The organism is Nonomuraea sp. NPDC049378 (assembly GCF_055586745.1).
This window is the reverse complement of sequence record NZ_JBVJHP010000003.1, coordinates 359,253-372,756: the sequence shown is the minus strand read 5'-3', so window position 1 is coordinate 372,756 and position 13,504 is coordinate 359,253. Positions and strand designations below refer to the sequence as shown.

Here is a 13,504-nt window from a genome sequence, read left to right as displayed (position 1 = left end):
GACAACCATGCCGTCCCCCGAAGCCGCCGCCCGGCCACGCCTTCCGCAGCACTTCGTCCTCACGTGGTCGGCGCTGGCCCTGTCCGCCGCCGGCGATCGGCTGTTCTTCGCCGCGGTGGCCTGGTTCGCCACCGCCCAGTACGGCGCCGCGGTGGGGACGCTCTCCGTCGGCCTTGCCCAATTTCTGCCGAGCGCGTTGCTGGCGCCGTTCGCGGGCGTGCTGGTCGACCGTCTGCCGCGGCACCGCCTGCTGGTCTGGTCGGACGCGGCCCGGCTGACCGCCTCGCTGGTCCTCGCCGGAGTGCTCTGGTGGTTCGGGCTCTCCCTCGGCGCGATCCTGGTCAGCGTAATGGTGCTCCGGGTCGCGGGGATGTTGTTCCAGCCGGCGTTGAAGTCGGCGCTCGGGACCGTGGCGCGCAACGAGGGCCAGCTGATCCGCCTCGATGTGTGGGTGCTCGCGGCCGGTATGGTCGCCGGCCTCTTGGGGCCCGGTCTGGCGGCGGTGGCAGTGACGGTCGGTGCGGCCACCGCGATGTTGATGAATGCCGGAACGTTTCTGCTGTCCCTCGCCGCCATGATCCGGGCCCGGCCGCTTTTCGCGCCGCAGGAGGCCACGCTGGACCGGGCGTCGTTGCGCCAGGCGTTCCATGGCTGGTGGAGCTCGGCAGCGGAGGGGCTCGCGGTCGTCCGTACGGATGCTGTGGTGTTACGGGTGGCGCCCACCCTGCCGGTCATCGACCTCGCCGCCGCCGGATTGACGCTTCTCCTGCCCGCTGTCCTGATGGGGCATGGGTACACCGGCGGACACTGGTACGGCCTGCTGACCGGGACGTGGGCGGCAGGCCGTTTCGCGGGGCTCTTCCTGACCCGTCGGTTGCTCGTGCACTCGCGCAAGGGCCCGGTCCTGGCTCTGAACGCCGTCGTCCAGGGTTTGGCCATGACGGGAATCGCCGTGGTCGACTCTCCCGGGGCGATGCTGGTGTTGTTCCTGCTGCTCGGTGTCCCGTCCGGGTGCGCGTCGGTCTGCGTGTCGGTGTACATCCAGACGAAGGTGCGAGAAGAGGTGCGCGGCCGGGTCTTCGCTCTCCTGGGCGCCGTCGTCGCGGCGGCGATGCCGCTCGGCCCCGTGGTGGCGGGCGCGGTCGCCGCCATCGATTCCGTGCCGGTCGCGATCGCCGTTCTGGGCGGCGTGCTGGCTGCCACGGGTCTCATCCCGCTGTTGAGCGGCCGGGTGTGGAACGCGGGATGACCGCTCAGGCGCGCCGCCGCCGTACCAGGAAGAACGTGCCGGTGAAGCACAGGAGCCCGATTCCTAGCCCCACGCCTCCGATGAGCAGGTATTCCTGGTCGAGCGGGGGATGGGCGATGGGTGAGTCGACCGGCCCGCCGCCGAAGTGTTTCTCCCCTTCGTACGCCGCCGCCTTCGGCTCGGCGCCCTTGGTCGTGGCCGCCGCCCGCACCGCGCGGTCCGCGTTGACCATTCCGTGGCCGAGGAACAGGGTGTAGCCGTTCGGGGGCTTCGTGGCGGTGCGGACGAGGATGTCGCGCACCTGCCGCGGGCTCAGATCGGGATTGCGCGACAACATCAGCGCCACCGCGCCCGCCGCCAGGGCGCACGCCGGCGAGGTGCCCTGGATCACCCGATAACCGCCGGTGTTGTGGGCGCTGCGGATGCCTACGCCCGGCGCGGCGATGGCGATGTACGAGCGCACCTGTGAGAACTCCGCGCGCCGCCCCTCCGGGCTGACGGCGGCCACGCCGAGTACCCCGGCGTGCGCGGCCGGGTAGGACACGATGTTGTTGGAGTCACTGTCGTGTGGCCGCCCACCGTTGCCCGCGCCGGCGAGCAGGATGACGCCCTTGCCGATGGCGTAGTCGACCGCCGCTGCGACATCCTCCTGATAGGAGAAGAAGTGGTTCCGCTCGTCGGTGCCCAACGACATCGAGATGACCTTGGCGCCCTTGTCGACCGCGTAGCGGATGCCCTCGGACAACGCTCGCTGCCCTTCCAGCATTGCTTTGCTGGGCTTGCCGGTCTCGGCCAACCTTTTCATGGCTTCTGTGAAGTCCACCCGGGCGGGGTCCTCGTCGTCATGAATGACCCTTACGGACAGCACGCGGGCTTTGGGCGCGACGGACAGGACGTTGGAGGCCATCGCGGTGCCGTGCTTGCCCCAGTACGACTGTCCCGGCTTTGCGCCCCCGCCGATGAAGTCGGGCCCGCTGGTCACCCGCCCCTTGAACTCCGGGTGTGTGGCCACCACCCCGGTGTCGAGCACCGCGACCGTGATGTTGTCCCCCTGGCTCGACTGGTGAGCCTCCGGGACGTCCATGACGTTGAGCTCCCAGCCGGTCGGCGCGTTGGCGCGGGCCGGCGCGGCCGCGGTAAGGAGCAGGGGAACGGTCAGTATGGCCGAGACGACACCTTTGCCTATCACGGTCTCGCCTTGTCGATCTGGGCCGCCAGATGGGCGGAGATGCTCTCGGACAGGCCGTCGGACGCTTTGGCCCACGGTGCCCGATCGGCGTTGTCATCGCCGTCTCGATCACCCCAAGGCTGGGGGATCTTGCCCGGTCGACGCCCGTCGACAGGGCCTGCGGTGGCAGCGACGAACAGCTGTGCATTAGGGACCTGCACCGAGTAGGCGCCGCTGCCCGCCCGCGCGCTGTTCGTCCATTTGGTGCCGGGCGCGGCCAGAACCCGGATGCCGTAGTCGCGCTTGTCGTGCTGCGCTTGGTCAAGGATGGCATCCAGGTCGTTGTCGGCGTCGGGTTTGCCGAACGCGATGATGACCACGGTAGCTGCGGTCCCTCCCGAGTCGTTGACGTAGCTGGCGCGCATCGCTGCCATGCAGCCACGCTCGGCCGCCTCCTCTGCCAGCGTGCCGGCGAGGGCCTTGCCGCACGAGGTTTCGGACGACAGGGCGGCTCGAGTCCAGCCCTTACTGCCGGACTGGTCGCGCCGTTGCGGATCCCACATACCGATCGTCGCGGGGAACAGGGTCTCCGCCGGCAGGTTGCGCCACAAGTTCGTCACGTACTGCTTGTTGAGAATGTTCTGGTTGCTGTTGGAGATCGCCTTGGCGATGACCCCGCCGCCCACGAGCGTGCACACCAGCCCGAAGCCGGCGATCAGCACGCCGAGAACGATCCTGATCGGGCCGGGCTTGCCCTGCGGTGCGGGCGGCCGCTGGAATGGAGCGCCGGGTGGGGCCTGCCCCGCACCGGGCCATGGCCGCTGGTGGTGCCGTGGCGGTTGTTGGTATCCGAATGGTGGCGGCTGCCGCCCACCTGGCGGGTACCCCATGATGGCTCCTGTCGCGTGGCTTCGCGATCACGGGCGCGGGTGTGGCCGATCCGGCGACGCGGCGTTCCCCCGATCGCTGACGTGCGCATGGCACTTCAGCCACATTCTTAACCATGGAGAGGGACGCCGAAGGAGGAATCCACGGTGGCTTGGCCGAATTGGTGGGTGATGTGTCCTTTGCTCGCTCTGAACGGTCAGTCCTCGTCCAACCCGGCGTCGATCACCTGGCCAGGCATGAACTCACCACCTGCTTGACCACTAAGGATTCGATCCGGATTCGTTGCTTTGACCGTCACCTGTCAGGTGTGCTATAAATCTTGCCGCCGAGCGGGCAGATATTTTGCCATTGATTAGTGTGCGCTCTCTACGGTCATTTCCCGCGAGGTCATGGTGTCATGAGACGACGCGCGAGCAGTTCGCCCATGGCTGGCGCATGCCCACCAACTGGTCACGCCGGCACCGCGCCTGCGTCGCCGCCTCCCGGGAGCGCCATGACGCCCGCCAGGCCGGCTAGGGGTAGCTCTCGCCGGCGACCGGCCGCTTGCCCCGCAGCAGCGTCGGCACGGTGACCAGGTGGTAACCCCGCTTCTTGAGCTCCTTGACGACGCCCGGCAGGGCCTTCGCCGTCGCCGGGACCACGTCGTGCATCAGCAGCACGCCGTCGCGCTTGGCCAGCCTCAGCACGGCCGCCTTGATCTCCTTCGGGTCACGCAGCTTCCAGTCGAGCGTCGTGCCCGTCCACAACACCTGCGCGAGGTCCGTCTGCGCGGCCAGATTCAGCACCCGCTCGTCGGTGTGCCCGTAGGGCGGGCGGAACATCGCGGGCCGGTGCCCCGTGGCCTTCTCGATCACCCGCTGGGTGACCTTGAGCTCGTCGAGGATCCTGTCGTCGTTGTAGGACGGCAGGGAGGCGTGGGCGTAGGTGTGGTTGCCGATCGCGTGCCCCTGCGCCAGGATCTGCCTGGCGAGCTTCGGGCGTTTCTCCACCTGCTTGCCCACCAGGAAGAAGGTGGCCTTCGCGCCCGCCTTCCTGAGCGTCTTGAGCACGGCGGGCGTGGTCGCGCCCGGTCCGTCGTCGAACGTCAGCGCCAGGCACTTGACCCGCTTGCAGTCGACGGCCGCCTGGGCCGGGAGCGAGGTCGTGGAGGTCAGGGCCAGCGAGGCTGCGAGCACGGCTTGGATCACCACAGAAGACAGCCTAGGGCCATCGCCACCCCCGGAAGTGCCGCCCGCACATCACTTTCCGGGCACTGTCCTCATACCAGCCGGGCACGCAGGAACAGCGAGACGCCCTTGCGCGAGCCCACCGGCAGATACCTCTCGGCGCGGACGACCGCCGACAGGCCGGCGTTGACGAGGAACGGCGTCCTCTTCAGGTCGCTGCCCGCCGACCGGCGCCGGTGCCGCAGCACGAGCGGGCGCAGCAGGACGTTCCAGCTCCAGACCCGGTCGACGGTCAGCCCTGCGCGGCGTACCACGCTGACCAGCGACTCGCGGCCGTAACGCCGTACGTGGCCGACGGCGTGGTCGTGCGCCGACCACAGCGCCATGTCGCTCGGCACCGCGATCAGGGCGTGCCCGCCGGGCGCCAGCACCCTGGCGATCTCCTCGGTGACCAGGTGGTCCTCGCGGATGTGCTCGAGCACGTCGAAGGCGGTCACCAGTTCCATGCTGCCCGACGCGAACGGCAGCGCCCTGGCGTCGGCGTGCACGGCCCTGAGCCCGCGCTCCCTGGCCAGTTCGACCGCCGTCTCGCTGTAGTCGGTGGCGGTGGCGTCCCAGCCGGCCTCGACCAGCACCCGGGTGTTGCCACCGCCGGCGGCGCCGATGTCCAGCGCCCGCCTCAAGGGGGCGGGCTGCGGGCCGAGCTCGCGCAGCTGCCGGCGGAGGATGGCCCGGCGCTCGCGATACCACCAGTGGCTGTCCTCGAGCTCGATCAGGCGGCGGATCTCAGTCGTCTCCATCGATCATTTCCTCGGGAAGACCCAGCGGTCCAGGGCCGTGAAGCGGATCAGGGTGAGCAGGCAGTACGTGGCGACGACCACGCCCACTTCGGCCAGCCGCCCGGAGCCTGGGGGCACCTTGAGCACGGCCACGGTGGTGAGGGCATAGTTCGCGAGGAAGAGCAGAAATGCTCGGAAATGCACGGTGGTGCGTTTCCTGAAGGTCCATCGGCGGTTGGCCTCGATGTTGATGATCCCCGTGAGGACGAGCGCACCGAGATTCGTCATGGCCGGTGACCATATATCGCGCAGCGGGAGATAAATGAGGGTGTACAGGACGACGGAGAAGACACCTATCGCCGCGAACGACAGGAATTTCGCCAGCGTCACCGCCCGCGGCCGGGTGACCACCGCGTCCGGATGCGTGGGCCTCGGCTCAGACCGCCGCACCGCGACCGAGGCCCGGCCCGTCGACATCGACCAGGCGACCCTGGCCAGCCCCTTCAGATCGTCGAGCGCCGTCCGCACCACGCGCACGCGCGAATCGGTGTCCTCGATCCAGTCGACCGGCACCTCGTGCACGCGCAGCCCGTTGTGCTCGGCCAGCAGCAGCAGCTCGGTGTCGAAGAACCACGCGTCGTCCTCGACCTTGTCCATCAGCGGCCTGACCACGTCGGTCCTGGCCGCCTTGAAGCCGCACTGGGCGTCGCTGAACCGGACGCCGAAACCGTACCTGAGCAGGGCGTTGTAGGCACGCGACACGACCTCGCGGCGCAGCGAGCGGCGGGTGCGCGCGCTGTGCGCCAGCCGCGTGCCGATGGCGATCTCCGAATGCCCGCTGGCCACCGACGCCACCAGCGGGAACAGGGCGTCGAGGTCGGTGGACAGGTCGACGTCCATGTACGCCACGATGTCGGCAGGGCTGTCGCGCCAGGCCGCCCGCAGCGCCGCGCCCCTGCCCCTGATGTCGAGCCGGCGGGCGTGCACCAGGTCGAACTCCCCGGCCAGCGCGGTGGCGACCCCCCAGGTGCCGTCGGTGCTGCCGTTGTCGACGATCGTGATGCGCCAGGGCAGCGGGAAACGTTCGTCGAGAAACCTGGCCAGCGTGCGTACGCAGCCCGGCAGAGCGCGCTCTTCGTTGAGCACGGGGATGACGATGTCCACCCATGCCAGCCGGTTGGCGGCGTCATCGGCGAGGCTGGGGCGCGGCTCCAGGGCGGCACGCGTGTTCATAGAATCCCCATCTGTTATCTCGTGGCCGTGGCTCCACGAAAATGGTGCGGGGGATGTCGAGCGAGACGGGCGCGGTTTCTCGTCATCGTTCCATGAAAGGGCATTATCTTTACCTTCAGAAAAGCTCGTAGACCGAGGAGCTCTCGTTCCGGAAACGCAGCTGGGCGAATCTCTCCAGCTTTCGATTTTTGTCGGTGAAAAGCCATCTGACGCCATATTTCTGGGCGAGATGCCGCACGTTCTCCGCCGTCGGCCGCTGGAACACCGCGTCGTTCGCCGCCAGCCGCGCCGGATCGGCGAACGGCACGTCGAGGTAGGACGCCCTGAACAGCGGGGTCCGCGACAACGTGCTCTCGGCGTACGCCCACCCCTCCACGAGCACCCGCCGCTCCGTGAACCCGGCCACCCAGTAGTGCCTGCTGTCGCACGGCGACTCCGTGACCGGGCGGCAGTGCAGGTCGGTGGCCACCACGTCGCCCGGCGACGAATGATCGCGCAGCCACCGGCCCGCCTCCATCGCCCCGTCGGGGATCTCCCGCTTACGCGCGCCCTCCTCGGGGATGACGTGCGCGGCCACGTCGCGCGCCGACTCCGGCAGCGCGTACCCCGCGAGCAGCGCCACCACCGCCAGCCCGAACCCCCGCCGCCACAGCGGCAACGCCGCCGCCGCGAGCACCGCGTACGGCACCGCCACCGCCGCCAGCACATCGCCGCCGACGCCGGGCGCCGAGACCAGCAGGGCGGCGCCCGCACCCATCCCCACCAGGCAGGTCACGATCGGCCACGGCACCGGCCGCGCCGCCAGCACCCCGCACACGGCAGCGATCGACAGGTAGGGACGCGCGCCTTCGAGGAAGTACAGCTGCGACAACGACGGATGCCCGAACACCACGGCCGCGCCGACGCCCGCCGCCCCGATGCCCAGCACCAGCAACATCGGCGGCTCCAGCGCCCGCCGCCCCAGCGCGGCCGCCCCGCCCCACACGCACGCCAGGCAGAACAGGTGCACCGCCGTCAGCACCACCAGCGGCCAGGCAGGCACGGACGCCAGCTCCGGCATCCCGATGTCCGCCACCGACCCCCAGAGCGAGCGCATGGTGGCGAACGGCGCGACCGCCGTGCCCTGGGCGCCGCGCCCGAACACCACGAACTGGGCGACCAGCAGGCACACCAGCGTGAGGCCCGCGGCAGCCGCCTGCTCCGCGCGCACCCGCCGCTCCACCACCCCGCGCACGGCCATCACCAGCAGCAGCCCCGCCAGCAGCAACGGCAGGAACGTGGCCTTCGCCCCGGTCAGCGCGAGCAGCAGCACGGCGAGCGCCACCCAGCTCCGCCGCCCGCCGGCCAGCATCAGCACCACGGGCGCGAACAGCAGCGCCCCCAACGTCTGCGTGGGGCTCGCCCAGGCGGTGAACATCGACCGCGACGTGAAGCTCACGCCCTCCTGCAACGCCGGGCTGAACAGGAAGTACGTGACCCCCACCGCCGCGATCCCCGCCCCCCAGCGCCCGCCGAGCCGGCGTCCGAGCACCGCGACCAGCACGACCATCGCCAGCATCATCGGCAGCGTGGACAGCCGGTAGACCAGCGTCACCGGCTCGATCCCGGTGACCCAGCTCGTCGCCGCCATGTCGGCGTAGACGAACCAGTGGTAGGAGAGCCGCTCGCCCAGCACCGACGGCAGCGTGGGCGGCACGTGGTGCTTGACCTCGCCGACCAGCGCCAGGTGGTAGGGCATGTCGACGTACGCGCTGGAGACCGGGTGGCGGTGGAGCGAGATCACGCACCACGCCACCAGGTAGCCGGCCACCGCGGCGAGCGCCCAGGCGCACCAGCCCGGCACGCGCTCCCGGCCGGGCGCCCCACGCCAGTGCCGCCACAGGCGCGGCACGCAGAGGAAGGTGCACACCACGGCCACGGGCGGCGCCAGCACCAGCAGCGGCAGCCCCGCGGCCCGGGCCGGGATGTAGGCCAGCACCTCGACCGCGTATCCCAGCGCCAGCCCGGCCGCGAGATCCTCCGCCGGCGTCCGGCCGCCCCCGGTCAGCGCCCGCCACAGCAGCGTCCCAGGCAGCGCCACGCCGGCGCCGACGTACGCCGCGAAGGCCGCCAGGTCACGGGCGGGAACGCCGCACCACAGCAGCGCGGCCACCGTGCCCGCGCCCACCAGCAGGGCGGGTGCCCAGCCCGGGCCGACCCCGCGCCCCGGCGAGCCGGGAGGGCGGACGTGCGTGCTCTCGGGCGCCGCCAGCGTCATCGGGTCACGGTCACCAGTCGGGTGAACTCGGCGGGCAGGTCGACGCCGTCCCACACCCGGTGGAAGCTCAGCGCGCCGCCGACGGGCACCATCCGGTCGACCCCTCGCCCGGCCAGCTCTCTGGCCAGCTCGTCCAGCTCCGCCCCGGCGAACCCGAAATGCGTCATCGTCTGGTCGCGCCGCTCGACCAGCGCGCCGAGCTCCGCCAGCGCGCCGATCCTGGCGTGCGTGAACGTCCCCGCTCCCAGCCACCGCCTGGGCGGCGCGGCGCCCTCGGCCAGCGTCACGTCCGCCAGCGCGTTGCCCCGGAACTCCACCCGCTCCGCCACCCCGTCGGCGGCCAGCCCGTAGGCGGCGACCCGCTTCTCCACCGCCATCGCCGCATCGACCTCCCACCCGCGCTCGCCCAGCACCCGCGCGACGTGCTCGGCGAAGCCGGCCCGCGCCGCGTCGCAGTCGCTCGGCGTCCCCACCCAGAACACGGTCCTGGGGGACGAGCAGGCCGCCTGGTCGAACCAGTAGGCGTCGTCGACGAACCCCTCGGCCACCCTGACCCGCGCCGCGGCGGGCGCGCCCGACCACGCCGCCGCCCGGATCACCGCGAACGACGACCGGTCAGGGAAGGCCAGGTCACGGGCGTGCGGGGCGAGCGGGTGCCGCCGCAGCGCCTGCACGGTGGCGTCGCCGCCCCACACCACCCGCAGGTCGCAGGCGGCGCAGAGCGCGGCGGTCACGGCGTCGTCGCGGTCATAGGAGACGATCCGCTGGGTGGCGCCGATCACCGGGTCGGCCTCGGCCAGCGCCTCGTGCAGCGTGTCGAGGATGACCCCGGCCACCGGGCCCGAGCGCGGCGACAGGCGCACGATGTTGCGGTTGCCCATCAGGGCCGACAGCGCCCACGAGTAGACGAAGACGGTGTCGACGTTCGCGGGAGGGACGTGGAAGACCAGGCCGCGCGGGACGCGTACGTGCTCGCCGGCCAGCCCCTCCACCGTGCGGGCCAGCTCGCTGGGCCGCAGGAAGAAGCCGAGCGAGCCGAGCTCGGGATGCCGGCGTGCCAGTGCGGGCCGCAGCAGCCGCCTGCCGAACGCGGTGAGGAACGCGCGGACCCGCTCGTCACCCGTCTCCAGCCGGCCGCGCACCTGCCCGAGCAGCACCTCGACGGGCACCCCCTCGACGGGTGGCGCGGCGGCGGGGAACCTGACCGTCACCTCCGGGCCCGGCATCAGCCGCCCTGCCCGAACGTGTCGCTGCAACCCCGCGCCTCGGCCCGCGGCAACCTGCCGAGCACCTCGAACCGGCGCCCCGGCAGGCACCCGTCGTCGACGCCGCGCACCACGCCCACGTCCTCCGTCAGCAGGACGTGCCCCGGATAGGACGTCGGCAGCGTGCTGACCACCTCGATCAGCCCCGGCACGCCGGGTGGCGCCTCCTGCCACGTCTGCGGGTCGCGGATCACGACGTCGGCGAAGTCGGGGCAGTAGAGCCCGTCGCCGTCCGGCCCCTCCAGGAACACGGTGCCGATCTGCTCGACCATCCCGTAGAAGTTGTGCACGCGGCTCAGCCCGCACTCGTCCGCCAGCCGCCGCCGGAACCCGGCGTTGTCCACCGCCTGCTCGGCCAGCCGCTTCCAGCCGCCCGAGTGGATCAGCACCCCCTGCGACAGGTCCGCGCCGAGGCCGCGCAGGTGGAGCCAGACCATGAACGTGAACCCGAAGACCAGGAACCGTTCGCGACCGTGCCGCGCCAGGAAGCCCTTGACCGCCTCCGCGTCCACCCGGCCCCGCTCGTCGAGCACGAACGTGTGGTCCCTGCCGAAGTTCATCATCCCGAGCACGCCGGCGCCGCGCGCGCTCAGCGCCGGGTCACGCACCACGGAGCGGCTGTCGACGACCAGCATCGGCAGCCGCCGCTCGCCCAGCAGCCCTCTGAACGTGGCCGCCAGCATCCGGGTCTGCGCGGCCGCCGCCTCGCGGTCGAGGAACACCCGGCTCGGCCGCTGCCCGGTCGTGCCGCTGGACGTCAGCACCCTGAACACCTGGTCTTCGCGCACGCTGCGCAACTCGTGCGTCTTGAACAGCCGCACCGGCAACCACGGCAGGTCGGCCACCCGCTCGTAGGGAGGCCGCGCGCCGATCGCGTCGAGAATCCGGTCGTAGGGCGGGCACGCCTGCCGGTGCCGCTCGGTCAGCGCCGCCAGCGCCGGCGCCAGCACCACCTCCCGCTCGGCCCCGCCCAGCGTGAACACGCCCGAGGTCATGCGTGGGACTCCAGCGCGCGGTAGTCGATCTTGCCGTTGGCCAGGAGGGGGAGCCGGTCGACGCTGCGGACGTCGAACCCGCTCCAGTGCACGCGCAACTCCGCGCCGAGCCGCCGGGCCAGCCCCGCGCAGCCCGCCGCGTCGAGCCCTTCCGTCCACACCGTGACCCGGTCGTCGCCGCTGGTGGCCGCCGCCGGTCCGGAGGCGGCCAGCAGGCGCTCGACGTCGTCGAGGTTGACCCGCACGCCGAAGATCTTGGCGATGCGCTTGAGCCGCCCGGTGATGTGGAGGAACCCCTCGGGGTCGAGCCGGCCGAGGTCGCCCGTGCGCAGCACCCCGCCGAGGTCGTCGCCCCTCGCGAGGTCGGCCGCGGTCTCCGCGTAGCCCATCATGACGTTGGGACCGTGGAAGACGACCTCTCCGGCGTCGATGGTCAGCCGGCCCCCGGGGATGGCGAGCCCGGCCGAGCCCGGCTTGTCGGCGAGCCGGTCAGGAGGCAGGACGGCGATGCGGGCCGTGGCCTCGGTCTGCCCGTACATGACGAAGAACCGGTCGGCCTGAGCGGCGAACTCCTTGACCAGCTCCTCGCTGAGCCGCCCGCCCGCCTGCGTGAACGTGGCGAGCGCGGGGTGCTCGGCCCGGTCGTAACGCAGCCGGCGCAACATTTCGTACTGGTAGGGGACGGCCGCCAGCGACGTGCAGTGGTGGGCGTCGAGGTGGGTCCAGAACGAGCGCTCCAGCAGCCCCGCCTCGGTCAGCACGACGGTGGCCCCCGCCATCAGGTGGCTGTTGAGCACCGACAGGCCGTAGCTGTAGTGCAGCGGCAGGCTGGTGGGCACGATCTCGGCGGGCTCGATGGACAGCGCCGTGACGATGGCGGCGGCGTTGGCGAGCACGGCCCGGCGCGAGAGGCGGACGAGCCGGGGATTGCCGGTGGAGCCGGACGTGGCGAGCAGGACCGCCAGGTCGGGATGCGGCTCGGGCGCGTGACCCGCGTCGCGGTGGGACGGAGGCCGTGGCGCCCGCGGGGGGCGCGGTGACGAGCCGTCGGCCGCGTGGGTGAACCCGAGCAGCGCGGCCGGCCGGAACCGGCCCGCCAGGTCGGCCAGCGCCCCGACGGGCAGGTCGGGGTCGAGCAGCGCGATCGGCCGGCCGGAGCGCCAGGCGGCGAGATAGCGCAGCACCGACCCGAGGTTGTTGCGCATCCCGCAGAACAGCGGCCCCGGCCGCAGCCGGGCCAGGGCCTCGGCGGCGCGGTCGATGTGGTCACCCAGCTCACCGCCCGAGAGCGCTGCATCGTCGCCCGCGACGACGAGCCGGGCCTCCGGGTGGGGGAACGGGGGCTCCTGGGCACCGTGGCCCGCGGCCCACCCGTGGAGCGAGCGCGGGTTGTGCCCGTGGGGAGGCTGGGAGCGGGGCGTGGGCGTGGTCACGGCACCAGCCCGCCGTCCACGCCGAGGACCTGGCCGGTGATGAAACCGGCGTCGGAGGAGAGCAGGAACGCCGTGGCACGGGCGACGTCGGCCGGCCTGCCGAGGCGCCCGAGCGGCGTCGCCGCGACCGTGGCCGTGCGGGTGTGCTCGTCGAGCGTGCTGAGCATGTCGGTCTGGATGTAGCCGGGCGCCACGGCGTTGACGCGGATGCCGGCGGGCCCCAGCTCCTTGGCGGCGGCCAGGGTGAGGCCGATGATCGAGGCCTTGGTCGCGGAGTAGACGGCCTGGCCGGCGCCGCCCGCGCGGCCCATGATCGAGGAGACGAGCACCACGGCGGGGCTGGTGCCCCGGCGCAGCAGCCGGAGCGAGGCCTGCAGGGTGTGCGTGGCGCCGATCGCGTTGACCTCGAAGAGGCGGCCGATGGTGTCGGGGCGGACCATGCCGAGCAGCCCCGCGGCGTGCACGCCCGCGTTGATCACCAGGGAGTCGAGCCGGCCGTGCCGCTGGTAGATGCGCCGCATCATGGCCGAGACGAGCCCGGGATCGGCCACGTCGCCGTGGACGGAGCCGGTCAGGCCGCCGGTCTCGGCGGCCACGTCGGCGGCGACCTTCGCGGCCCGCTCCTCGTCGCGGCCGTGGAGCACGACGTCGTGACCGGCGGCGGCCAGCGCGGTCGCGATGGCCCGGCCGATGCCCGCCGTCGAACCCGTGACCAGGGTGACCCTGGCCTCAGCGGGCGGCAGCGCCGACGCCATGCTTCTCCAGCAGCTCGGCCGCCTTCGCGAACGAGCTCATGTCGATCATCTCGTCGGTGTCGATCATGACGGAGAACTCGTCCTCCATCGCGGCGATCAACGCCATGTGGGCCAGGGAGTCCCACTGCGGGATGGCACGGTATTCGAGCCCGTCGACGTCGGCGCCGTCAGGCAGGTTGAGCGCCATGCGGAAGGTGGCCCGCAGGCGGTCGAGATGACTCATGATCACTCACTCTCTGTCCTCAAGGCGCGACCCAGTGTATCCGCGATCGACAGGTGAGGAGAAACCAAGGCCCCGTGGTGGGTAATGGAAGCG

12 protein-coding genes are annotated in these 13,504 nt (G+C 71.8%); 1 reads left to right on the top strand and 11 read right to left on the bottom strand.

Translation table 11 applies throughout. The features are described 5' to 3' along the window. The first annotated feature begins 7 nt into the window (after nt 1–7). On the top strand, nt 8–1,249 hold the full coding sequence (locus ACZ6SA_RS09405) for an MFS transporter (protein ID WP_347646567.1): 1,242 nt from the start codon (nt 8–10) through the stop codon (nt 1,247–1,249). A gap of 4 nt (nt 1,250–1,253) precedes the next feature. On the opposite strand, the gene ACZ6SA_RS09400 is transcribed toward ACZ6SA_RS09405, so the two are convergent. The 11 genes from ACZ6SA_RS09400 to ACZ6SA_RS09350 all read right to left on the bottom strand — a co-directional run bounded on the left by ACZ6SA_RS09400 (nt 1,254) and on the right by ACZ6SA_RS09350 (nt 13,411). After that, on the bottom strand, nt 1,254–2,438 hold the full coding sequence (locus ACZ6SA_RS09400; protein WP_347646568.1) for a S8 family serine peptidase: 1,185 nt from the start codon (nt 2,436–2,438) through the stop codon (nt 1,254–1,256). Beyond that, complete coding sequence (locus ACZ6SA_RS09395) at nt 2,435–3,139, bottom strand: hypothetical protein (protein WP_347646569.1); 705 nt, start codon at nt 3,137–3,139, stop codon at nt 2,435–2,437. Before ACZ6SA_RS09395 ends, ACZ6SA_RS09400 begins: the two co-directional genes overlap by 4 nt. Nucleotides 3,140–3,817: 678 nt before the next feature. Beyond that, nucleotides 3,818–4,495, bottom strand: coding sequence for a polysaccharide deacetylase family protein (locus ACZ6SA_RS09390; protein WP_465827373.1), 678 nt, complete (start codon nt 4,493–4,495; stop codon nt 3,818–3,820). 68 nt (nt 4,496–4,563) lie between these two features. Continuing rightward, a complete protein-coding gene (locus ACZ6SA_RS09385; protein ID WP_465827372.1) occupies nt 4,564–5,271 on the bottom strand; it encodes a class I SAM-dependent methyltransferase in 708 nt (235 codons plus the stop codon). 3 nt (nt 5,272–5,274) lie between these two features. Then, a complete protein-coding gene (locus tag ACZ6SA_RS09380; RefSeq protein ID WP_347646572.1) occupies nt 5,275–6,483 on the bottom strand; it encodes a glycosyltransferase in 1,209 nt (402 codons plus the stop codon). A 115-nt stretch (nt 6,484–6,598) separates the two neighbouring features. Further along, a complete protein-coding gene (locus tag ACZ6SA_RS09375) occupies nt 6,599–8,740 on the bottom strand; it encodes a hypothetical protein (RefSeq protein ID WP_465827370.1) in 2,142 nt (713 codons plus the stop codon). Next, nucleotides 8,737–9,966, bottom strand: a complete 1,230-nt coding sequence (locus ACZ6SA_RS09370; protein WP_465827369.1) for an acyl-CoA reductase — start codon at nt 9,964–9,966, stop codon at nt 8,737–8,739. Before ACZ6SA_RS09370 ends, ACZ6SA_RS09375 begins: the two co-directional genes overlap by 4 nt. Further along, on the bottom strand, nt 9,966–11,000 hold the full coding sequence (locus ACZ6SA_RS09365; protein ID WP_465827368.1) for a LuxE/PaaK family acyltransferase: 1,035 nt from the start codon (nt 10,998–11,000) through the stop codon (nt 9,966–9,968). Before ACZ6SA_RS09365 ends, ACZ6SA_RS09370 begins: the two co-directional genes overlap by 1 nt. Next, on the bottom strand, nt 10,997–12,433 hold the full coding sequence (locus ACZ6SA_RS09360; RefSeq protein ID WP_465827366.1) for an AMP-binding protein: 1,437 nt from the start codon (nt 12,431–12,433) through the stop codon (nt 10,997–10,999). The genes ACZ6SA_RS09365 and ACZ6SA_RS09360 overlap by 4 nt, the downstream gene beginning before the upstream one ends. Then, nucleotides 12,430–13,188, bottom strand: coding sequence for an SDR family NAD(P)-dependent oxidoreductase (locus tag ACZ6SA_RS09355; RefSeq protein WP_347646577.1), 759 nt, complete (start codon nt 13,186–13,188; stop codon nt 12,430–12,432). Before ACZ6SA_RS09355 ends, ACZ6SA_RS09360 begins: the two co-directional genes overlap by 4 nt. Beyond that, nucleotides 13,163–13,411: an acyl carrier protein gene (locus ACZ6SA_RS09350; RefSeq protein WP_443153086.1), complete on the bottom strand. Its 249-nt coding sequence runs from the start codon at nt 13,409–13,411 to the stop codon at nt 13,163–13,165. Before ACZ6SA_RS09350 ends, ACZ6SA_RS09355 begins: the two co-directional genes overlap by 26 nt. Nucleotides 13,412–13,504 lie beyond the last annotated feature (93 nt).

Coding starts and splice junctions, on each gene's coding strand:
- ACZ6SA_RS09405 (WP_347646567.1), top strand. CDS start 8: ATGCCGTCCCCCGAAGCCGCCGCCCGGCCACGCCTTCCGCAGCACTTC.
- ACZ6SA_RS09385 (WP_465827372.1), bottom strand. CDS start 5,271: ATGGAGACGACTGAGATCCGCCGCCTGATCGAGCTCGAGGACAGCCAC.
- ACZ6SA_RS09380 (WP_347646572.1), bottom strand. CDS start 6,483: ATGAACACGCGTGCCGCCCTGGAGCCGCGCCCCAGCCTCGCCGATGAC.
- ACZ6SA_RS09375 (WP_465827370.1), bottom strand. CDS start 8,740: ATGACGCTGGCGGCGCCCGAGAGCACGCACGTCCGCCCTCCCGGCTCG.
- ACZ6SA_RS09370 (WP_465827369.1), bottom strand. CDS start 9,966: ATGCCGGGCCCGGAGGTGACGGTCAGGTTCCCCGCCGCCGCGCCACCC.
- ACZ6SA_RS09365 (WP_465827368.1), bottom strand. CDS start 11,000: ATGACCTCGGGCGTGTTCACGCTGGGCGGGGCCGAGCGGGAGGTGGTG.
- ACZ6SA_RS09355 (WP_347646577.1), bottom strand. CDS start 13,188: ATGGCGTCGGCGCTGCCGCCCGCTGAGGCCAGGGTCACCCTGGTCACG.
- ACZ6SA_RS09350 (WP_443153086.1), bottom strand. CDS start 13,411: ATGAGTCATCTCGACCGCCTGCGGGCCACCTTCCGCATGGCGCTCAAC.